The organism is Pseudomonas sp. NBRC 111138, from assembly GCF_001320835.1.
Taxonomy (GTDB): domain Bacteria; phylum Pseudomonadota; class Gammaproteobacteria; order Pseudomonadales; family Pseudomonadaceae; genus Aquipseudomonas; species Aquipseudomonas paracarnis.
This window is the reverse complement of record NZ_BCBO01000171.1, coordinates 1-20,615: the sequence shown is the minus strand read 5'-3', so window position 1 is coordinate 20,615 and position 20,615 is coordinate 1. Positions and strand designations below refer to the sequence as shown.

The following is a 20,615-nucleotide window of genomic DNA, read 5'->3' as shown; positions in this document are numbered from 1 at the left end:
ATGTCAGCAACGACTTTCGCGCTGATAGCTACACGTGCGGAGCGCGGACGGCGATCCTGACGGGCATAACCAAAGTAAGGGATTACAGCTGTGATTCGAGTCGCTGAGGAGCGGCGGAAGGCATCAGCCATCACGACGAGTTCCATCAGGTTATCGTTGGTCGGAGCGCAGGTCGGCTGAATAATGAAGACGTCTTTACCGCGGACATTTTCATTGATCTCGGCTGTAATTTCGCCGTCGGAGAATTTACCGACAGAGATGTCACCGAGAGGGATATGCAGCTGACGTACGACACGTCGAGCCAGATCGGGGTTGGCATTCCCCGTAAAGACCATCATCTTGGACACGCGCAGTACCTAGAGGCTGAGGGTAACCTGGATGAGTATTAGAAAATGGCAGGGGCGGCTGGATTCGAACCAACGCATGGCAGGATCAAAACCTGCTGCCTTACCGCTTGGCGACGCCCCTGTATCTGTTGCAACGAGTGCCTAACACTCGGTTCCTTTTAGAGCAGACTTTGCAGCTTGCGATGCAACATCGAAACGTTGCTTCCTTTTGCTACAAACCCTGTAAGGGTCTCTGTAAGAAGGGCCGAGACTTTATCAGCTTCAGCTTTGCTTGGGAAGCCCCCAAACACACAACTTCCAGTTCCGGTTAATTTTGCTTCGGTAAATTTACCTAACAAATTCAAAGCGTTACGTACCTCTGGATAACGCCTTGCTACAACCGGTAAGCAGTCATTTCGACTGTTTCCCTTGGGAACGGGGCGCACTTTAATGGGAGAAGAGTTACGTGTCAACAACGGATCTGAAAAAATTTCTGCTGTACTTACAGATACTTGCGGCACCAGCACGACATACCAAGGTTCTTCGGGCTCTACAGGGGTGAGTTTTTCCCCGACGCCTTCAGCAAATGCGGCGTGCCCCCGCACGAAAACCGGGACGTCGGCGCCCAGCGTGAGGCCCAGCGCAGCAAGGCGGTCGTGGTTCCAGCCCAGTTGCCATAAATGATTGAGGCCCAACAAAGTGGTCGCGGCATTGGAGCTGCCGCCACCGATACCTCCGCCCATGGGCAGAATTTTGTCGATCCAGATATCGATGCCGAGTCTGCAGCCAGATTGTTCCTGAAGTTTTTTTGCCGCCCGCACAATCAGATTGCTGTCGTGGGGCACGCCGTCGAATTCGGTGTGCAACTGGACCACGCCATCGTCGCGCACGGCAAAGGTGAGTTCATCACCGTAGTCGAGAAACTGAAACAGCGTCTGCAGCTCGTGGTAGCCATCTTCACGGCGACCGAGGATGTGCAGCATCAGGTTGAGCTTGGCCGGGGAGGGCAGGGTCAATTTTTGTGCGGACACGTTATTGCCCCAGTTTGCGCGGTTGCCAGTCCTTGATCACCAGCGTGACATCAAGGTCGGTGCCATGCAGCTTGATACGTTCGGGCAGCCAATACCCGCTTTGCTCCACGTAGCTCAAATATTCGACCTGCCAGCCATCCTGCTCCAAGGTGGCGAGGCGGCTGTCGCCATTGAGGCTCAGACGGCTCTTGCTGTCAGGTGCCGGCAAGCCGCGCACCCACCAGACCAGATGCGAGACGGGCAACTTCCAGCCAATCTGCTGCTCCAGCAGTTCTTCCGGGGAGGTTGCCTCGTAGCGGCCCTGGTTGGCCACTTCCAGGCTCACTTGCCCTGGCCTGCCAGTCAGGCGGGCCGCGCCACGGCCCAGGGGCCCCGAGAGGCGAATGTCGTAATAGTCCTGGCGCTGCAGCCAGAACAGCGTGCCGCTGCCAGAGTCTTTCGGCGCACGCACCCCGACCTTGCCCTCGATCTGCCAGCCATCAATGCTGCTGAGCTGGTCCTTGTGTTGTTTCCATTGTGCCGGGTTGCCCTGGCCTTCAACGGATTCACGGCTGCCAATGCCCGCGCAACCGGCGAGCAGGGCGATGAAGCTGAAAACGATAACGTGGCGCAAGAACATAAGCTTAAAGGGTCTCGGATCCGGTCAGGCGCTTGATGGTGCTGCGCAGGATGGGGCTGTCGGGTTGTTCCTTGAGGAATTTTTCCCAGATTTGTCGGGCTTCGCGCTGCTTGCCATTGGCCCAGAGCACTTCGCCCAAGTGTGCGGCAACTTCCTGGTCCGGGAAACGCTCCAGGGCCTGGCGCAGCAAGCGCTCGGCCTCGTCGAGGTTGCCCAGGCGGTAATTCACCCAGCCCAGACTGTCGAGCACGGCAGGGTCTTCCGGGTTGAGCGCATGGGCTTGTTCAATCAGCGCCTTGGCTTCGGCGTAGCGCGTGGTGCGGTCGGACAAGGTGTAGCCCAGGGCGTTAAGTGCCATGGCGTTGTCCGGGTCGCGCTTGATGATCAGCCGCAGGTCTTTTTCCAACTGCGCCAGGTCATTGCGTTTTTCTGCCTGCATGGCGCGGGTGTACAACAGGTTCAAATCGTCGGGGTATTGCAGCAACGCCTGTTGCAACAGTTTCCAGGCGCGTTCGCCCTGTTTGTTGGCCGATAAGGTCTCGGCCTGGATCAGGTACAGCTGGATGGCGTAATCCGGCTCGGCATCGCGGGCCGCGGCCAGGCGTTTTTCCGCTTCGTCGGTGCGGCCGTTGCTCATCAGGATATCGGCCTGGCGCAATTGCGCTGGCAGATAATCATTGCCGGGGCCGACCTGGGCGTATTCAAGTAGGGCCGCCTGCGGGTCGTTGCGCTCTTCAGCGATGCGGCCCAGGTTCAGGTGCGCCGAGTCCACGTGGCTGTCACGTTCGATCAGCTCTTGCAGGTAGCCCTTGGCCTCGTCCCAGGCTTTGGCTTCCAGGCACACCAATGCCAGGGAATAACGCAGTTCGTCGTCGTCCGGGTATTGCTGGACCAGGTTGGCGAACTGCACTTTGGCGTCTTCCATACGGTCCTGCTCAACCAGCATACGTGCATAGGTCAGGAGCAGGCGCTTGTCGCCGGGGTATTTCTTGATGCTTTTTTCCAGCAGCGGAATCGCTTCCTTGCCGCGGTTAAGGCTTTGCAGCAGGCGTGCACGCAACAGGATGGGCGCGATTTCACCTTCTTCCGGCGGGTTCTGCTCCAGCAGCTTGAGCGCGGCGTCGGCTTCATCGTCCTGTTGCAGCAGCAGGGCCTTGCCGAAAATCAACTGGCTGTTCTTCGGGTGCTTTTGCAGCAGGCGATCGAAACTCTTCATCAGGCCGTTGCGCGTGTCCTGGTCGGTGTCGGCGGCCGACAGCGCAAGAAAGTCAAAATGTGTGTCGCCTTTGCCCTGCAGAACCTTCTCCATATAAACCATGGAGTCGTCATAGCGCCCGGCACGCGCCAGTTGCACGGCTGCGGCGCGCTGGGCTTCCAGATCATCCGGGGCATTTTTGGCCCAGATCAGCGAGGTGTCCAGTGCTGCCTGGTCGGCGCCCAGGTATTCGGCGATGCGAAACGCTCGCTCGGAAATCCCCGGGTCTTGGGTGTTGATGGCCTGGGTCACGTAATTATCCAGTGCAATATCAAAGCGATTGCGCTGGCCGGCCAGTTCAGCGGTCAGCAGGCTGTAGATCGTTTCTTCACTGAACGAGGAATAAACCTTGGGTTTTTCAGGGGCGGGAGTGCTGTCTTCCACCGGCGACGTAGCGTCCGGCGACACGGGTGCCATGGCCTGGCAGCCGCTGAGGAAGACAAAAGCGAGGAGCAACGCGGAAGATCTATTCATATAGGAAGAGGACGACTAACCTGCGGTCGGATCATCATGACACAAGCCTTCGGCCAAACATAACCGGGGCACTCGGAATACGACTATTGCTGCCTTTTGCCTTTCCTTTGTAGGAGCGAGCTTGCTGGCGAAAAACCTGAGAGCGCCGCTGGGCGCCCGGCTTGCCGCGTTATCGTTGACGATTTTCGCGAGCAAGCTCGCTCCTGCAAAAGTGCATTGATAGGCATAAGGTATAGGGACAATAGACGACGGTGGTTGTTCTGAATCTTTCGAAGTAGGACAATTGTCGGCTTCCCGACATCATCAGCGATATTGAATGGCCTTCCTCGCACTCGGTATTAACCACAAGACTGCCTCCGTAGACGTGCGCGAGCGCGTGGCGTTTACGCCAGAGCAGTTGGTTGAGGCCTTGCAGCAGCTCTGCCGGCTTACCGACAGCCGCGAAGCTGCGATCCTTTCGACCTGCAATCGCAGCGAGCTCTATATAGAGCAGGAACATCTCTCGGCGGATGTGGTGCTGCGCTGGCTGGCCGATTATCACCATTTGAGCCTCGATGACCTGCGTGCCAGCGCTTATGTGCATGAAGAGGATGCGGCAGTTCGTCACATGATGCGCGTGGCGGCCGGTCTCGACTCGCTGGTGTTGGGTGAACCGCAGATTCTCGGCCAGATGAAGTCTGCCTACGCCGTGGCGCGTGAGGCCGGCACCGTCGGCCCATTGCTGGGCCGCCTGTTCCAGGCCACCTTTAATTCCGCCAAGCAAGTGCGTACCGATACGGCCATCGGCGAAAACCCGGTGTCCGTGGCCTTTGCCGCAGTGAGCCTGGCCAAGCAGATTTTCAGCGACTTGCAGCGCAGCCAGGCCCTGCTGATCGGCGCTGGTGAAACCATCACCCTGGTGGCCCGTCACCTGCACGATCTTGGCGTGAAGCGCATCGTGGTCGCCAACCGCACCCTGGAGCGCGCCAGCATTCTGGCCGAGCAGTTCGGTGCCCATGCGGTGCTGCTGTCGGACATTCCCGCTGAACTGGTGCGCAGTGATATCGTCATCAGTTCTACCGCCAGCCAATTGCCGATTCTGGGCAAGGGCGCGGTCGAGAGCGCGTTGAAGCTGCGCAAGCACAAGCCGATCTTCATGGTAGATATCGCCGTTCCACGGGATATCGAGCCCGAAGTCGGCGAGTTGGACGACGTTTACCTTTATAGCGTCGATGATCTGCATGAAGTGGTCGCTGAAAACCTCAAGAGTCGTCAGGGTGCCGCCCAGGCCGCCGAGGAAATGGTCAGCACCGGCGCCGAAGATTTCATGGTGCGCCTGCGTGAGCTGGCGGCAGTGGATGTGCTCAAGGCGTATCGTCAGCAGGGTGAACGCCTGCGTGATGAAGAGTTGCTCAAGGCCCAGCGCATGCTGGCCAACGGCAGCGGCGCCGAGGAAGTGCTGATGCAATTGGCCCGTGGCCTGACCAACAAACTGCTCCACGCTCCTAGCGTCCAGTTGAAAAAGCTTACCGCCGAAGGCCGCCTCGATGCGCTGGCCATGGCCCAGGAACTCTTTGCCCTCGGTGAGGGCGCGTCAGACAGCTCTTCGGATAAAAAACCGCAATGAAAGCGTCACTGCTCAATAAACTGGACGTGCTCCAGGACCGTTTCGAAGAACTGACCGCCTTGCTCGGCGATGGCGAGGTCATTTCCGATCAAACCAAATTCCGTGCTTATTCCAAGGAATACGCCGAAGTTGAGCCCATTGTGGCCACTTATAAACACCTGCTGAAAGTCCAGGCCGACCTCGAAGGCGCCCAGGCCCTGCTCAAGGACAGCGACCCGGACATGCGCGAAATGGCCGTGGAAGAAGTCCGCGAAGCCAAGGAAAAACTCGCTGAGCTTGAGGGTGACCTGCAACGCATGCTGCTGCCCAAGGACCCTAACGACGGACGCAACGTTTTCCTCGAAATCCGCGCTGGTACCGGTGGCGACGAGGCGGCGATTTTTTCCGGTGACCTGTTCCGCATGTATTCGCGCTATGCCGAGCGTCGCGGCTGGCGCGTGGAGATCCTCTCCGAGAACGAGGGCGAGCACGGTGGCTATAAAGAAGTCATCGCCCGGGTTGAAGGCGACAACGTCTACGGCAAGCTGAAGTTCGAATCCGGGGCGCACCGCGTGCAACGGGTGCCTGCGACCGAATCCCAAGGCCGTATCCACACCTCGGCGTGCACCGTCGCGGTGTTGCCTGAGCCGGACGAACAGGAAGCCATCGAGATCAACCCGGCGGATTTGCGTGTCGACACTTACCGCTCATCCGGCGCGGGTGGCCAGCACGTTAACAAGACCGACTCGGCGATCCGTATCACACACTTGCCGTCGGGCATTGTGGTGGAGTGCCAGGAAGAACGTTCCCAGCACAAGAACCGTGCGCGGGCCATGTCCTGGTTGTCGGCCAAGTTGAACGACCAGCAGACCAGCGCCGCGGCCAACGCAATTGCCAGCGAACGCAAGCTGCTGGTGGGCTCCGGCGACCGCTCCGAGCGTATCCGTACCTACAACTTTGCCCAGGGCCGGGTCACGGACCATCGGGTCAACCTCACCCTGTATTCCCTCGACGAAATTCTCGCCGGTGGCGTGGATGCGGTGATCGAGCCGTTGCTCGCCGAATACCAGGCCGACCAACTGGCGGCGATAGGTGACTAAATGACCATCATCGCCAGCCTGCTGCGCGCCGCTGACCTGCCCGACTCGCCGACGGCGTGCCTGGACGTGGAGTTGCTGCTGGCCGCTGCCCTGGGCAAATCACGCAGCTATCTGCATACCTGGCCGGAAAAGATCGTCAGCAGCGAAGACGCGCTGACCTTTTCCGGCTACCTGCAGCGCCGCCGCAGCGGCGAGCCGGTGGCCTATATCCTCGGCCAGCAAGGCTTCTGGAAACTCGACCTGGAAGTGGCACCGCACACTTTGATCCCCCGCCCGGAAACTGAGTTGCTGGTGGAAGCTGCCCTGGAATTGCTGCCCGCCACGCCCGCCCAGGTCCTGGACCTGGGCACCGGTAGCGGCGCCATCGCCTTGGCCTTGGCCAGCGAACGTCCGGCCTGGCAGGTCACGGCGGTCGACCGTGTGCTGGAGGCCGTGGCCCTGGCCGAGCGCAATCGTCAACGCCTGCACCTCACTAACGCCACGGTGCTCAACAGCCACTGGTTCAGCGCCCTGCAAGGCCAGCGCTTCGACCTGATCATCAGCAACCCGCCCTACATTGCCGACAATGACCCGCACCTGGTGGCCGGCGATGTGCGCTTCGAACCGGCCAGTGCGCTGGTGGCGGGGCACGATGGCCTGGACGACTTGCGCCTGATCATCCAAGAGTCTCCCGGCCACCTGAACGACGGAGGCTGGCTGTTGCTCGAACACGGTTACGACCAGGCCCAGGTCGTGCGCGATTTGTTACTCAACCAAGGCTTTGACGGCGTACACAGTCGCATCGACCTTGGCGGTCACGAACGCATCACCTTGGGGCGCCGCCCGTGCTGACCGATCAGGAGCTGTTGCGCTATAGCCGGCAGATTCTGTTGCAGCATGTCGACATTGATGGTCAATTACGCCTGAAACAGAGCCGCGCGTTGATCGTCGGCCTGGGTGGCCTGGGCGCTCCGGTGGCGCTTTACCTGGCCGCTGCTGGGGTGGGCGAATTGCACCTGGCGGATTTCGATACGGTCGATTTGACCAACCTGCAACGCCAGATCATCCATGACACTAACAGCGTGGGGCAGACCAAGGTCGATTCGGCCATGGGGCGCCTGAGAGCGATCAACCCTGAAGTCGCCCTGGTCGCCCATCGTGCTGCGCTGGATGCCGACTCGCTGGCTGCTGCGGTCAACGCAGTGGATCTGGTGCTCGATTGCAGCGATAACTTCTCTACCCGCGAGGCGGTCAACGTAGCCTGCGTTGCCGCCGGCAAACCGTTGGTCAGTGGCGCGGCCATTCGCCTTGAGGGGCAATTGTCGGTATTCGACCCCCGCCGCGCTGACAGTCCCTGCTACCACTGTTTGTATGGGCACGGCAGCGACACTGAACTGACCTGCAGCGAAGCCGGCGTTGTCGGGCCGTTGGTCGGTGTGGTTGGCAGCCTGCAAGCGCTGGAAGCCTTGAAGCTGCTGGCCGGTTTTGGTGAGTCGTTGGTAGGGCGCCTGTTGTTGATCGATGCGCTGACCACGCGTTTTCGCGAGTTGCGCGTCAAGCGTGACCCAGGCTGCAGCGTCTGCGGGGCAAAGCATGGTTAAGGGCGCGCCTGTTGGTGTGTTCGATTCCGGTATCGGCGGCTTGACGGTGCTGGAAGAAATCCAGCAGTTGTTGCCCCACGAGTCACTGCTGTACGTGGCGGACTGCGGGCACATTCCCTATGGTGAGAAAACGCCGGCGTTCATTCTTGAACGTTCTCGCTCGGTCGCTGAGTTTTTCCGCGAGCGGGGCGCCAAGGCCTTTGTGATTGCCTGCAACACGGCGACGGTCGCCGCGGTGGCCGATTTGCGCCAGGACTACCCCGACTGGCCGCTGGTAGGCATGGAGCCTGCGGTCAAACCTGCTGCCGCGGCCACGCGCAGTGGTGTGGTGGGTGTGCTCGCCACTACGGGCACACTGCAAAGCGCCAAGTTCGCCGCCTTGCTCGACCGTTTTGCCACCGATGTGCGGGTGATTACCCAGCCGTGCCCGGGCCTGGTGGAGCTGATTGAAGCCGGCGACCTCAACAGCCCCGCCTTGCACTCCCTGCTGCAAGGCTATATTGAGCCGCTGCTTAGCGCCGGTTGCGACACCATCATCCTGGGTTGCACTCATTATCCCTTCCTCAAGCCACTCCTGGCGCAGATGCTGCCCCCCAGCATCATCCTCATTGATACCGGCGCCGCCGTGGCGCGCCAGCTCAAGCGCTTGCTGGGTGAGCGCGACCTGCTGGCCATTGGCGAACCTGAACCTGCACAGTTCTGGACCAGCGGCGATCTGTGTCACCTAAGAAACATCCTACCGACACTTTGGAAACATCCTGGAGTTGTGCGAAGCTTTGGCTCGTGAAAATTTCGTGAAATCAGCCTGAAAAAAGCTGAACTTCTGGCTATGCGTCGGCTTCTATAGCCCGTTAGCCTGTACACAACCAAATTATCTCGTTTGCAAAGGATGTTTCACATGAAGCGCTTGTTCTGTTTGGCTGCGATTGCGGCCGCTATGTTGGGACACTCTGTTTCAGCCCAGGCCGCCGGCCTGGAGTTCGGCTTGGGGAGCACCAGCGATTCGACGCTGACCTACCGCCTGGGCCTGACCTCCGATTGGGACAAGAGCTGGATGCAGAGCAATGTCGGCCGACTGACCGGCTACTGGAGCGGCGCCTATACCTATTGGGAAGGGGATGATCGTGCGGGCGCCAGCAGCCTGTCGTTCTCGCCGGTGTTTGTGTATGAGTTTGCCGGCGAGTCGGTCAAACCCTACATCGAAGCCGGTATCGGCGTGGCGTTGTTCTCTCGCACTCGGCTGGAAGACAACAACATCGGCCAGTCCTTCCAGTTCGAAGACCGCCTGGGTTTCGGCCTGCGGTTCAACGGCGGGCATGAAGTGGGCATTCGTGCCACGCATTATTCCAACGCCGGCATTAGCAGCAATAACGATGGTGTAGAGAGTTACTCGCTGCACTACACCATGCCGCTGTAATGCACTGTAGGAGCGAGCTTGCTCGCGAAGAACCTCAACGATAACGCAGCGAATCAGGTTTAACGCGGCGTTCTCAGGTTTTTCGCGAGCAAGCTCGCTCCTACAGAATCAGCGGTAGGCCGTGGTAATGCCTTCACGCTCTTCAAGGCATTCCGGCGCCCCCATCTCGAACTCCCGGCAAATCAACGGCCGAAGCTCATAGATCGTGCACATCATCGTGTCGCGGTCCAGCGCTGCGCACCAGCCGTCGTCCAGGCGCATCATCACCTCACCCCCCCAATCGTCGGTATCGATAAAGCGTTGTGGCACGCCGGTGTCGGTGATCAGCATGACTTCCAGCTGGCAGCAACAAGCCGCGCACGTCGAGCACGTGACGGGTTCGGTGATTTGAATGTGAGGGATGTTGGTCATAGGCGCGCAGTGTAAGGCAAGTGCGTCAGATGCGTATGAATGCTCGGACGGGCGTCAGTGTTCCAGCCTCTGCGCAACCCCGTGTAACAGCGGAAAGAGCATGGCCCATAACAGCGCCAGGCCGATCAGTGTTGGGGCGGTGCCGTACGCAAAACTCACGCCTGCCAATTGACTGCCGGCGTAATAAGACAACGGCCCGCCCACCGCGCCTAGCAGGCTGGCGAGCCACCAGGGCCGTGAGCTCCAGGCCAGGCAATGGCGCAAGGTGGTGGCCAGCAAGGCCCATAACAGTATCAGCCACAGCGGAATCAGTGGCCCCGGCGTATTGAACTCAAACACGCCGAGCCCACGCAGTGCCGTATCGACCAGTGTTCCCAGCACCGTCACGGCCAGAATCACTTGCCCCTCTCTTGCCCAAGAGCTTATCCACAGCAAGTGTGCGCCCAGTACCGCGATGCCGATCAGCAGCCAACGGCTATCGCCGCCGAGCACGCAGGCAAACCAGCCGCACTGAAACAGCACGGTGTTGGCCAGGGATTTAAGCACTGAAACGCCCAAGCAGCGGCGGATTGATGGCCGCCGGTTTGGCCAGCAGCAACTGCGCGGTGCCGATGGTGCGCTCCATAAAGCCACCTTCGCAGTAGCACAGGTAAAACTCCCACAGGCGCAGGAAGTATTCGTCATAACCGAGTTCGGCAAGACGGCCATGGGCGCGGCGAAAGTTTTCATGCCACAGGCGCAGGGTGCGGGCGTAGTGCAGGCCGAAGTCTTCCATGTGCAGCAGGTTCATGTCGGTGTCACGGCTGACGATCTGCAGCATGTTTTGTACACAGGGCAGCGCGCCACCAGGGAAGATGTAGCGCTGGATAAAGTCGACGCTGCGTTTGGCCTGCTCAAAGCGTTGTTCACGAATAGTGATGGCTTGCAGCAGCATCAGGCCGTCGGGCTTGAGCAGCTGGGCACATTGTTTGAAATAGGTGGGCAGGAAACGATGGCCCACCGCTTCAATCATTTCGATCGACACCAGCTTGTCGTACTCACCGGTGAGGTCGCGGTAATCGCTCAGCAGCACGGTCACACGATCTTGCAGGCCCGCCGCCTGGATACGCTGCGCGGTGTAGGCGAACTGTTCCTTGGACAGGGTCGTGGTGGTGACCCGGCAGCCGTAATGCTGCGCTGCATACAACGCCATGCTGCCCCAGCCGGTACCGATTTCCAGCAGATGGTCGCTGGGCTTGAGCGCCAGTTTCTGGCAGATGCGCGCTAATTTGTTCAGTTGTGCCTGTTCCAGGGTGTCATCGGGGGTCAGGAATTGCGCGGCCGAGTACATCATGGTGGGGTCGAGAAATTCTTCGAACAGGTCGTTGCCCAAGTCGTAATGGGCGGCGATGTTTTTTTGCGAGCCTTTGCGTGTGTTGCGGTTGAGCCAGTGCAGGCCCTGAGTGAACGGCCGCGCCAGGCGTGCCAGGCCACCTTCCATGGCGTCGAGCACCTCCAGGTTGCTGACCATCACCCGCACGACGGCGGTGAGGTCGGGGCTGGTCCAGTAACCATGGATAAACGCTTCGCCGGCGCCGATCGAGCCATTGGCCGCCACCAGCCCCCATACTGCCGCGTCGAGAATCTGGATCTCGCCCAGTAGGTGCGCTTCCCGTGCGCCGAAGACTTGCCGCTCGCCATCCTCGATGATGACCAACTGGCCATGGCGCAATTGGCTGAGCTGGCGCAACACGCCTTTGCGCAATAGCGCAGCGGTCATGCCGTTGACGTTCAGGCGGTTAGCCTTGACCGATAAGCTAGGGGATTTCATGGTGGCGATCCTTGGTATACCCGACTGCGGTGCGAGAGGCGCCATCGGCGGCCTGGTGGGAAAAAATCGGAGTGCGTTTGAGCAGCAGGCGCAAGGCTTGCCAGTAGATCGCAAGGCCGGTCTTGGCGGTCATCCAGGGAAAGCGCCGCAAATAGCGATGCAGGCTGGCGCGGCTCAGTGCCTGTTTTTCCAGGCTCAAGGTGGCGTCGAAGACTTTTTGCGTGCCCTGCCAATCGGCCATATGCACGCCGAGCCTGGCGGCGGGCTGGCTGAAACTCATGCGGTATTCCAGCTCGCGAGGCAAAAACGGCGACACATGGAAGGCCTTGGCCACGGCGAAATGCTGGTGCTCATCGGCGCCCAGTGCCTGGGCGGGCAGCACGTAGTGATAGCGCTCGCGCCATGGGGTGTTGGTCACTTCACACAGGATCGCGGCCAGTTGCCCGTCAGCCTCGAAGCAGTAGAAGAAACTCACCGGGTTAAAAGCCAGGCCCCAACTGCGGGCCTGGGTCAGCAGGCAGATAGCGCCCTGGGGTGTTTGCCCCAGGGCCTTGCCGACTTCCTGGCGCACGGCATCGCTCAGGCTCATGCCGTGGCGCGTGAATTCACGCAGGTAATCCTGCTGGCGGAAACCGAAAGGCGCCAGGCGACCCGTGCCGGCCAGCGGCGAGAGCCCCAGTACTTCATCCTCTTCACTGAGGTCCAGGTACAACAGGCCGATGCGGTAGCGAAAGGCGTGGGCTTTGGGCGTAAACCGGCGATGGGCGATCCAGCCGCTGTACAAGGCGCTGTTCACAGGGTTTCCCCAAACGCCTGGGCCACGCGCAGAGCGCTGACCACGCCGTCTTCGTGAAAGCCGTTGGCCCAGTAGGCCCCGCAGTAAAAGGTATTGCGCACGCCGTTCAATTCTTCCCAGCGTGCCTGTGCGGCGACTGCGGCCAGGCTGTATTGCGGATGGGCGTAGGTGTAGCGCGCCAGGATCTTCAGCGGGTTGATCATCGGCGTCTGATTGAGGCTGACGCAAAAGGTAGTGGCGCTGTCGATGCCTTGCAGGATGTTCATGTCATAGGTGACGGCGGCCTGTTGTTGCACGTTGCCCGTCAGCCGATAGTTCCAGCTGGCCCAGGCCAGTTTGCGGTCGGGCAGCAGGCGTGTGTCGGTGTGCAGCACCACGTCGTTTTCGGCGTAGGGCAGGGCGCCGAGGATCTGCTGTTCGGCCTGGCTGGGGTCATCGAGCAAGGCCAGGGCCTGATCGCTGTGGCAGGCGAATACCACGCGGTCGAAGGTTTCGCTGCCGGCCGGGCTGTGGATAACTACACCTTCGTCGCTGCGTTGCACCTTATGCACAGGGCAGTTGAGCCGTATCTGTTCGCGAAAGCTGCGGGTCAGCGGCTCGATATAACAGCTGGAACCGCCCTCGATCACACACCATTGCGGGCGGTTGCTCACCGAGAGCAAGCCGTGATTCTTGAAGAAGCGCACAAAAAACTGCAGCGGAAACTTGAGCATATCGGCCAGGGACATCGACCAGATGGCAGCGCCCATCGGCACGATGTAATGCCGGATAAACCTGGGGCCATAGCCGCCAGCGGTGAGGTAATCGCCCAGGGTCATGTCGGCGCTGATGCGCTGCTCTTGCAAGTCCAGGGGCGCCTGGCGATTGAAGCGCAGGATATCGCGCAACATGCCCCAGAATCCCGGCGACAGAATATTGCGGCGCTGGGCAAACAGGCTGTTGAGGTTGTTGCCGTTGTACTCGAAGCCTGTGCTTTGGTCGCACACCGAAAAACTCATCTCGGTGGGTTTGAACCTGACCCCGATCTGCTCCAGCAGACGGATGAAGTTCGGGTAGGTCCAGTCGTTGAACACAATGAAGCCCGTGTCCACCGCATAGTTTTTGCCGTCGACCGTCACGTTGGCCGTGTGTGTATGCCCGCCAATGCAGTCATTGGCCTCGAACAGCGTAATGTCGTGGCGACGGCTGAGCAGGTAGGCGCTGGTCAGCCCGGCGATGCCGCTGCCGATAATGGCGATCTTCACAGGTCGTCCTTCTTCGGTGGCGGGCTGCGCAGCATGCGTTTGCCGATGATCAGTTGCGCGCGGTTGGGCAGCTTCGACAGCGGCCACAAGGTGGCAATGAACAGGGCCGGAAAGGCGATTTCCAGCGGGCGTTTTTCCAGCTTGGCGAAAATGTGTTTCGCGGCTTTGTCGGCCGGCCAGCTCAGGGGCATCGGGAAATCATTGCGCTCGGTCAGCGGCGTGTCGACGAAGCCTGGGCTGATCACCGTGACATCGATGTTTTCCGGCGATAGGCCGATACGCAAGGATTCGAACAAGTAACGCAGGCCGGCCTTGGACGCGCCGTAGGCTTCGGCGCGGGGCATGGGCAGGTAGGTCACGGCACTGGCCACGCCCACCAGGTGCGGGGTGCGCCCTGCGCGCAACAGTGGCAGCGCGGCCTCGATGCAATAACTGCTGGCCAGCAGATTGGTACGCACCACGTGCTCGATGATCGAGGCGTCAAATTGCCGGGCGTCGACGTATTCACAAGTGCCGGCGTTGAGGATCACCGTGTCCAGCGAACCCCAGACCTCGCTGATACGCTCGCCGATCTCGCGCACGGTCTGACTGTTGGTCAGGTCGCCGGCCACCACCAGAACCTGGCCTGGATATCGAAGGGCGAGGGCATCCAGCGGGCCTTGGGTGCGGGAACTCAGGGCCACTTGGGCGCCGCTCTCGAGCAACTCCACGGCCAGCGCCGCACCGATACCACTGCTGGCGCCGGTCAGCCAATAACGACGGGGCGGTGTAAGGCTCATCCCATTCTCCTTTTCAGCCAACGAATAACGCGACCCAGTAGGGGGACATGTTCATAGAGCAGGGCGCCGGCATCGAAATAGTCGCGATGGCGGTAAACCTTGTCGTGCCACATCAAATGAGAACAGCCTGGCACCTCGATCACCTGGCCGCTGGCCAAGCGTGGGTGACGAAAACGCATAGTCCAGCGCAGGTAGCCCTCGCCTTCGGCCACGGTATCGAAGCCGTGGAAGTCAAAATGCAGCTCGCTGACGTTGCTGTACACGTCGGCAAAGTAACGCCGCAACGCTGGCAGGCCCTGGACTTCATGCAGGGGGTCGGCAAAGGCGGTGTCCTCGCTGTACAGGCGGCCGAGCAGGTGCAGGTTGTGCTTGTCCAGCGTGGCGAAGGTGTGGGCAAACTGGTGCAGGAAGTCACTCATGTTCGGCCATCTCCTGACGCGAAGGCAGCCGGCGAAATGCGGCCAAGGCGCGCTCGCGAGACTGTTTCAAATCGACGATGGCACGCGGGTAATCCGCCACGCCGAACAGGCCCCCAGCCGCTTCGGGGTTGTGCACTTGTTTTTTATTCAGCGCGGCCAGTTCCGGGAGCCAGCGTTTGATGAACACGCCGTCACCGTCGAATTTTTCCGATTGGCTCAGCGGGCTGAATATCCGGAAATACGGCGCCGAGTCGGTGCCCGTGGACGAACTCCATTGCCAGCCGCCGTTGTTGGCCGCCAGATCACCGTCGATCAGGTGGCGCATAAAGAAGCGCTCGCCCTCGCGCCAGTCGATCAGCAGGTTCTTCGTCAGGAACATCGCCACCACCATGCGCAGGCGGTTGTGCATCCAGCCGGTTTCCAGCAGTTGGCGCATGGCCGCGTCGATGATCGGCAAGCCGGTGCGCGCCTGTTGCCAGGCGGCCAGGTCTTCGGGCGCCTTGCGCCAGGCCAGCGCTTCGGTTTCCGGGCGAAACGCGCGGTGGCGGGAAACCCGTGGGTAGCCGACCAGGATGTGCTTGTAGAACTCGCGCCACAGCAGCTCGTTGATCCAGGTGATGGCGCCGATGTCGCCGCTTTCGAACTCGCCCTGGTTGGTTTGCAGCGCGGCGTGCAAGCACTGGCGCGGCGAAACCACTCCGGCGGCCAGGTAGGCAGAAAGCTGACTGGTGCCGGGCTTGGCCGGGAAGTCGCGTTCGTCCTTGTAATAGCTGATCTGCTGATCGGCGAAGGCATCAAGGCGACGGCGCGCTTCGTCTTCGCCAGCGGGCCAGAGGGCACGCAAGGTTTCGCTGGGTGTCGGGAACCCTTCGACTGCCGTTGGCACAGGGTCGCTTTTCACGCCAGGCTCGGCCTGGGCCTTTGGCGTCGGCACCACGCGGGGCAGGGCGCTGTGCAGGCGGCTGTAGCAGACCTTGCGGAACTGGCTGAACACCTGGAAGTAGGTGCCGGTCTTGGTCAGCACACTACCCGGCTGGAAAAACAGTTGGTCCAGGTAGCTGTGGAAGGTCACGCCGTCAGCTTCCAGGGCCTGGGCCACGGCGCGGTCGCGGCGGCTCTCGTGAACGCCATATTCCTCGTTGACGTGTACCGACTCCACCGACAGCTCGCGGCACAGTTGGCTCAGTACCGTCGGCGCCTGGTCCCAGGTCGCGGCGTGGCGGATTAACAGCGGAATGTTGAAGTTGCCCAGTGCCTGGCTCAGGTGCTGCAAGTTGCGCAGCCAGAAATCGACTTTGCACGGCGCGTCATCATGCGCCTGCCATTGCTCGGGCGTGATCAGGTAAACAGCCGCGACGGGGCCGCGCTGGCACGCGGCCGCCAGGGCAGTGTTGTCGTGCAGGCGCAAGTCGGTGCGCAGCCAGATCAGATGCATTTAGACAATTCCACGCTGGATCAATAATTGATGGGCCGCCAACAGGTCCTCGGCCACGAACAACTCAGGGATGTCCTGGGTTAATACGCCCAACTCGGCGTGGTGGATGCACACCGTTGGTCCGGCAATCACCGTTGGGCAATGGATGCCGCCCAGCAGTTTGCCGAGTGCCGACACTTGCAACGCCTTGCTTGAGTACAGCAGCACCGCACGGGGTTGCAGGTGTTCCACCGCCAGGGCCAGTTCGCCGACAGGCAGTGGCCAATCGAATACTTCCACCGGGCAATCGGCACTGCTGGCCAGCCAGGCGCTGAGCCACAGGTGCGGTTCCAGGGGCAGGTCGGAATGATTGACCAGCAACAGGGGCGCGCCGTGGAGTTGACGATTGTTGTGATAGATCCGTGCGCCAAACTTGCTGCGCAGCCAGGACAGGAAGAACACCCGCTCCATCTGCGCGCCGAACTGGCCCTGCCAGCGTTGTTCCAGCTCGTTGAGCAGCGGTAGCATCAATTGCTCGCACAAGGTGCGTGGCGGGTAAAGCGCCATGGCCTGGTTGAAGGCGTCATCGACCCGGCGCTCGGCCAGTTCACTGATGGCACTCACCAAATGCTGGCGCAGGCTCTGCCACTCGTTTTCCATCGGCTCCGGGCTACCTTGGGCGGAGTCGATCAGCCCTTTGACCTGGCTGACCGGCACGCCGCGATTGAGCCAGGTGAGGATGGCCTGGATGCGTTGCACATGTTCGGCGCTGAACAACCGATGCCCTTTGGGCGTGCGCTGGGGCACGATGAGGCCGTAGCGGCGCTCCCACGCGCGCAGCGTCACCGCATTCACGCCGGTCTGGCGCGCCACCTCGCGGATCGGCAGCCAGCCGTTTTCCAGGGCCAGGGCGAGGTCTTCGCCGGGTTCGTCGAGCAGGGCAGGTTTCATGGGTTAGATCGCATTACGCAGGCTGAGGTTTTCCGGGTGCGGTTGCAGGTAGGCCTGCTGCGCGATGTAGCGGTCCGGATGTTGGCGAAAGTGGTGTTTGAGCAGGGTCAGCGGCACCACCAGTGGCACGATGCCGTGGCGGTATTGGCCGATGACGGTCTGCATTTCCTGTTTGTCATCGGCACTGATGGCTTGCTTGAGATAGCCACTGATGTGTTGCAGCACATTGGTATGGGTACCGCGAGTCGCGCATTTTTTCAGGCCCGCCATCAGTTCGCTGAAATAGCCGTCGGCCAAAGCTTGCAGGTCAATGCCCTTGCCCATGCTGCCGAGCAAGTGGCCCAGGCTTTTGTAATGCGCCGGGCTGTGGGCCATCAGCAGGTACTTGTAGCGCGAGTGAAACGTCAGCAAGCGGTGACGGGTAAGGCCGTCGGCCAACAGTTGCTGCCAACTGGCGTACACGAATACGCGGGTGAGGAAGTTTTCCCGCAGCACCGGGTCGTTCAGGCGACCGTCTTCCTCCACCGGCAGGTTGGGGTGTCGAGCACAAAACGCCTGGGCGTAAATGCCGCGCCCGCCACCGTCGACGGGCGTGCCGTTGTCGCGGTACACCTTGACCCGCTCCAGGCCGCAGGACGGTGACTTTTGCATGAAGATGTAGCCGCACAGGTCGGTATGTTCCCGGGCCATTTGCTGGCCGTAATCATCCAGTGGCTGAGTGACATTGAGCGCAGGGTTTACGCTGCCCACGGCCTGCGGGTGGTTGGGGTCCCCGACCAGGCGGATCGCTTGCCGAGGAATGCCCAGGCCGATGGCAACTTCAGGGCACAACGGGACGAAATCGAAATAGTCACTGAGGGTCTGACTGCATAGCAGGGACTGTTTATGACCGCCATTGAAGCGCACGTTCTCACCCAGAAGGCAGGCGCTGATGGCGATCTTCGGTTTCACACGGCTGGACATAAGCAAACCTCTGCAAGAATCCTGTACAAGCTACAAATCTTGTACAACTAAATCTCATCATAGGCTCGATGTTGTACAAGTCAAATATTTTGTACAGGGTTGTGCCGCCGCTTTATTTCCAGCCGATTGTCCAGTCCTCAGCGTTTTTCAGGGTCTGCCAGGGCAGGCGTTCGGCGCGCCGAGTAAGGATGGCCTGCAGTTCGATGTCCAGCACCGTGCCCTCGTCGTCACGGAACAATTCGGTGACCAGGAAGTGTTTTTCCTTGTGGCGGGGATGAGCTGCCGTCCATTTTGACAGCAGCAGTTTGGCGGGGTTGATGCGGTTCATTGCAAGTGCTCGATCAAGCGTCGCGCCGCTTCCTGGCCACTCAACCAGGCACCTTCCACCCGGCCGGAGAGGCACCAGTCACCACAGACGAACAGGCCCAGGTCGGCGTCGGCCAGCACGCCGAATTCATGGCTGCTCGATGGGCGCGCGTAGAGCCAACGGTGCGCCAGGCTGAACGACGGCGCAGGCATGGCGCTGTGCAGCAATTCGGCAAAGGCGCCGTGCAGGTGTTCGATCACCGCTTCCTTGGGCAGGTCCAGGTGGGCCTTGCTCCAGGCGCTGGTGGCGTGCAGCACCCAGGTGTCGAGGGTGGTATCGCGCCCGGGCTTGCTGCGGTTGCGCGCCAGCCAGTCGAGGGGGCTGTCTTGCACGAAGCAGCCCTCCATCGGCGTATCCAGGGGCTTGTCGAACGCCAGGGCGATGGCCCAGGTCGGGTCCATTTTTACCCCGGCGGCGGCGCTCGCCAGCTTGGGCGCGGCGGCCAGCAGGGCGGTGGCTTGGGGCGCCGGCGTGGCAATGATCACGTGACTGAAAGGGCCGTGATTGCCGCCGTCCGCGTCGAGCAGGTTCCAGTGCTGCGTGCCCTGGAAGACTTCGGTGATGCGGCAACCGAACTCCACCGGCAAGTCGTCGAGCAGGGCGCGAGTGATGGCGCTCATGCGCGGCGTGCCCACCCAGCGGATCTGCTCATCGGGGGAGGGCGTCAATTGCCCGGACTTGAAGTTATACAGCTGGGGCTTCCACTGCTCGGCCCAGCCGTTGCTTTGCCAGCGCTGCACTTCGTTGACGAAGCGCCGGTCGCGAGCGGTGAAGTATTGCGCGCCCATATCCAGCGCGCCGGCGTCGCTGCGCTTGCTGGACATGCGGCCACCGCTGCCGCGGCTTTTATCGAAGAGTTGCACTGCATGCCCAGCGTCTTGTAACGCTCGGGCGGCGGAGAGACCGGCGATGCCGGTACCAATGATCGCGATGGGAACAGTCATGGGAGGCCTCGTTTTACCGTTGGGTACAGACTACGCCGACACCAATAGCTGTACAATATTGTTTTTTGGTATAAGTTTTGGCGTGCCTGATTGTGTGGCGTGACCTATGGTTAAGCTAAGGCTTGAACCCCCGTCACGCTCAATTATCAAATTGATCCCTGCTTATAAAATAGACCAGTGAGCGGCGGCGAACGTTACATGAGGAGAGTCCCATGCATATTTTGCTGACCGGCGGTACCGGCTTGATCGGCCGTCAACTCTGCAAGCACTGGCTCGCGCAAGGCCACCGCCTGACGGTGTGGAGCCGGCAACCGGAAACGGTCGCCCGGGTGTGCGGTGCGCAGGTGCTCGGAGTGGCTCGCCTACAAGAGGTGATTGGCACGGTGGACGCGGTGGTCAACCTGGCAGGCGCGCCTATCGCGGACCGGCCTTGGACCCACAAGCGCAAGGCATTGCTGTGGAACAGTCGCATTCACCTCACCGAAACCTTGCTGGCCTGGATGGAAAGCCTGGAGCAAAAACCGGCGGTGCTGATCTCCGGCTCTGCGGTGGGTTGGTACGGCGACGGCGGCGAGCGCGAACTGACCGAAGCCAGCGGCCCGGTGCTGGATGACTTCCCCAGCCAGTTGTGTATCGCCTGGGAGGAAACCGCCCAGCGTGCCGAAGCCTTGGGCATTCGCGTGGTGCTGGTGCGTACGGGGTTGGTGCTGTCTGCCGAGGGCGGCTTTTTGTCGCGCCTGCTGCTGCCGTTCAAACTGGCGCTGGGCGGGCCGATTGGCAATGGACGGCAGTGGATGCCCTGGGTGCATATCAAGGATCAAATCGCCCTGATTGATTTTCTTCTGCACAAGCAAGACGCCAACGGTCCTTATAATGCCTGCGCGCCGCACCCGGTGCGCAACCGCGAATTTGCCAAGACCCTGGGCCAGGTGCTGCACCGCCCGGCGTTCATGCCGATGCCGGCATTTGCGTTGAAGGTTGGCCTGGGTGAGTTGTCCGGCTTGTTGCTGGGCGGGCAAAAGGCTTTGCCTGAACGGCTGCAGGCCGCAGGTTTCACTTTCCAGTTCACTGAGTTGCGTGCGGCTCTGGACGACTTGTCCAGCCGCCTCTAAAGATAGGATGTTGCATGA

The 20,615-nt window shown here is 60.8% G+C and carries 23 protein-coding genes and 1 tRNA gene; 7 read left to right on the top strand and 17 right to left on the bottom strand.

Going from position 1 to position 20,615, the window contains the following annotated elements; genetic code table 11:
- The 5 genes from prs to APH41_RS27100 form a co-directional block, all read right to left on the bottom strand.
- On the bottom strand, positions 1-347 hold a 347-nt coding region (gene prs, locus APH41_RS27120), incomplete at its 3' end, for a ribose-phosphate diphosphokinase (RefSeq protein WP_156359101.1).
- 46 nt (positions 348-393) lie between these two features.
- Positions 394-468 (bottom strand) — tRNA-Gln (locus tag APH41_RS27115).
- A gap of 37 nt (positions 469-505) precedes the next feature.
- Positions 506-1,309 carry a 4-(cytidine 5'-diphospho)-2-C-methyl-D-erythritol kinase gene (gene ispE, locus APH41_RS27110; RefSeq protein ID WP_232103882.1) on the bottom strand — a complete coding sequence of 268 codons (804 nt, stop codon included), beginning with the start codon at positions 1,307-1,309 and terminating at the stop codon, positions 506-508.
- Between the two features lie 49 nt (positions 1,310-1,358).
- On the bottom strand, positions 1,359-1,976 hold the full coding sequence (lolB, locus tag APH41_RS27105) for a lipoprotein insertase outer membrane protein LolB (protein WP_032893661.1): 618 nt from the start codon (positions 1,974-1,976) through the stop codon (positions 1,359-1,361).
- A gap of 4 nt (positions 1,977-1,980) precedes the next feature.
- A complete protein-coding gene (locus APH41_RS27100; RefSeq protein WP_034128082.1) occupies positions 1,981-3,705 on the bottom strand; it encodes a tetratricopeptide repeat protein in 1,725 nt (574 codons plus the stop codon).
- A gap of 316 nt (positions 3,706-4,021) precedes the next feature.
- On the opposite strand from APH41_RS27100, the gene hemA reads away from it, so the two are divergent.
- The 6 genes from hemA to APH41_RS27070 all read left to right on the top strand — a co-directional run bounded on the left by hemA (position 4,022) and on the right by APH41_RS27070 (position 9,387).
- Entirely contained in the window at positions 4,022-5,311 is a 1,290-nt protein-coding gene (hemA, locus tag APH41_RS27095) for a glutamyl-tRNA reductase (RefSeq protein WP_003188356.1), read from the top strand.
- Positions 5,308-6,390 (top strand): peptide chain release factor 1, encoded by a 1,083-nt coding sequence (gene prfA, locus APH41_RS27090; RefSeq protein ID WP_054896862.1) that lies wholly within the window; start codon positions 5,308-5,310, stop codon positions 6,388-6,390. The genes hemA and prfA overlap by 4 nt, the downstream gene beginning before the upstream one ends.
- Positions 6,391-7,221, top strand: a complete 831-nt coding sequence (gene prmC / locus APH41_RS27085; protein WP_054922555.1) for a peptide chain release factor N(5)-glutamine methyltransferase — start codon at positions 6,391-6,393, stop codon at positions 7,219-7,221.
- Positions 7,215-7,970, top strand: a complete 756-nt coding sequence (locus tag APH41_RS27080; RefSeq protein ID WP_034128079.1) for a molybdopterin-synthase adenylyltransferase MoeB — start codon at positions 7,215-7,217, stop codon at positions 7,968-7,970. The genes prmC and APH41_RS27080 overlap by 7 nt, the downstream gene beginning before the upstream one ends.
- Positions 7,963-8,757: a glutamate racemase gene (murI, locus tag APH41_RS27075; RefSeq protein WP_034128078.1), complete on the top strand. Its 795-nt coding sequence runs from the start codon at positions 7,963-7,965 to the stop codon at positions 8,755-8,757. The genes APH41_RS27080 and murI overlap by 8 nt, the downstream gene beginning before the upstream one ends.
- A 111-nt stretch (positions 8,758-8,868) precedes the next feature.
- The gene (locus tag APH41_RS27070; protein WP_014716838.1) at positions 8,869-9,387 is read left to right on the top strand and encodes an acyloxyacyl hydrolase; all 519 of its coding nucleotides are present in this window, start codon (positions 8,869-8,871) and stop codon (positions 9,385-9,387) included.
- Positions 9,388-9,495: 108 nt separating this feature from the next.
- Here the strand turns inward: APH41_RS27070 and APH41_RS27065 are convergent, their stop codons facing one another.
- The 12 genes from APH41_RS27065 to APH41_RS27010 form a co-directional block, all read right to left on the bottom strand.
- The gene (locus tag APH41_RS27065) at positions 9,496-9,798 is read right to left on the bottom strand and encodes a YkgJ family cysteine cluster protein (protein ID WP_054922553.1); all 303 of its coding nucleotides are present in this window, start codon (positions 9,796-9,798) and stop codon (positions 9,496-9,498) included.
- Positions 9,799-9,852: 54 nt separating this feature from the next.
- The gene (locus APH41_RS27060) at positions 9,853-10,344 is read right to left on the bottom strand and encodes a DUF2878 domain-containing protein (RefSeq protein ID WP_054922547.1); all 492 of its coding nucleotides are present in this window, start codon (positions 10,342-10,344) and stop codon (positions 9,853-9,855) included.
- Entirely contained in the window at positions 10,337-11,608 is a 1,272-nt protein-coding gene (locus APH41_RS27055) for a cyclopropane-fatty-acyl-phospholipid synthase family protein (RefSeq protein ID WP_054896866.1), read from the bottom strand. The genes APH41_RS27060 and APH41_RS27055 overlap by 8 nt, the downstream gene beginning before the upstream one ends.
- Positions 11,595-12,404, bottom strand: coding sequence for a DUF1365 domain-containing protein (locus APH41_RS27050; RefSeq protein WP_054922544.1), 810 nt, complete (start codon positions 12,402-12,404; stop codon positions 11,595-11,597). The genes APH41_RS27055 and APH41_RS27050 overlap by 14 nt, the downstream gene beginning before the upstream one ends.
- A complete protein-coding gene (locus tag APH41_RS27045; protein ID WP_054922542.1) occupies positions 12,401-13,648 on the bottom strand; it encodes an NAD(P)/FAD-dependent oxidoreductase in 1,248 nt (415 codons plus the stop codon). The genes APH41_RS27050 and APH41_RS27045 overlap by 4 nt, the downstream gene beginning before the upstream one ends.
- Positions 13,645-14,427 carry an SDR family oxidoreductase gene (locus APH41_RS27040; RefSeq protein ID WP_054922540.1) on the bottom strand — a complete coding sequence of 261 codons (783 nt, stop codon included), beginning with the start codon at positions 14,425-14,427 and terminating at the stop codon, positions 13,645-13,647. The genes APH41_RS27045 and APH41_RS27040 overlap by 4 nt, the downstream gene beginning before the upstream one ends.
- A complete protein-coding gene (locus tag APH41_RS27035) occupies positions 14,424-14,846 on the bottom strand; it encodes a nuclear transport factor 2 family protein (protein ID WP_054922538.1) in 423 nt (140 codons plus the stop codon). The genes APH41_RS27040 and APH41_RS27035 overlap by 4 nt, the downstream gene beginning before the upstream one ends.
- Positions 14,839-16,281 carry a deoxyribodipyrimidine photo-lyase gene (gene phrB, locus APH41_RS27030; protein ID WP_054922536.1) on the bottom strand — a complete coding sequence of 481 codons (1,443 nt, stop codon included), beginning with the start codon at positions 16,279-16,281 and terminating at the stop codon, positions 14,839-14,841. Before phrB ends, APH41_RS27035 begins: the two co-directional genes overlap by 8 nt.
- Positions 16,282-17,211, bottom strand: a complete 930-nt coding sequence (locus tag APH41_RS27025) for a MerR family transcriptional regulator (RefSeq protein WP_054922534.1) — start codon at positions 17,209-17,211, stop codon at positions 16,282-16,284.
- A 3-nt stretch (positions 17,212-17,214) separates the two neighbouring features.
- The gene (locus APH41_RS27020; protein ID WP_054922531.1) at positions 17,215-18,174 is read right to left on the bottom strand and encodes a DUF523 and DUF1722 domain-containing protein; all 960 of its coding nucleotides are present in this window, start codon (positions 18,172-18,174) and stop codon (positions 17,215-17,217) included.
- Positions 18,175-18,286: 112 nt separating this feature from the next.
- Positions 18,287-18,502, bottom strand: a complete 216-nt coding sequence (locus APH41_RS27015) for a TIGR02450 family Trp-rich protein (protein WP_054896873.1) — start codon at positions 18,500-18,502, stop codon at positions 18,287-18,289.
- Positions 18,499-19,485: an NAD(P)/FAD-dependent oxidoreductase gene (locus APH41_RS27010; protein ID WP_014716849.1), complete on the bottom strand. Its 987-nt coding sequence runs from the start codon at positions 19,483-19,485 to the stop codon at positions 18,499-18,501. The genes APH41_RS27015 and APH41_RS27010 overlap by 4 nt, the downstream gene beginning before the upstream one ends.
- Before the next feature lie 212 nt (positions 19,486-19,697).
- Between APH41_RS27010 and APH41_RS27005 the strand changes: the two genes are divergently transcribed.
- A complete protein-coding gene (locus tag APH41_RS27005; RefSeq protein ID WP_054896874.1) occupies positions 19,698-20,597 on the top strand; it encodes a TIGR01777 family oxidoreductase in 900 nt (299 codons plus the stop codon).
- The last annotated feature ends 18 nt before the right edge of the window (positions 20,598-20,615 follow it).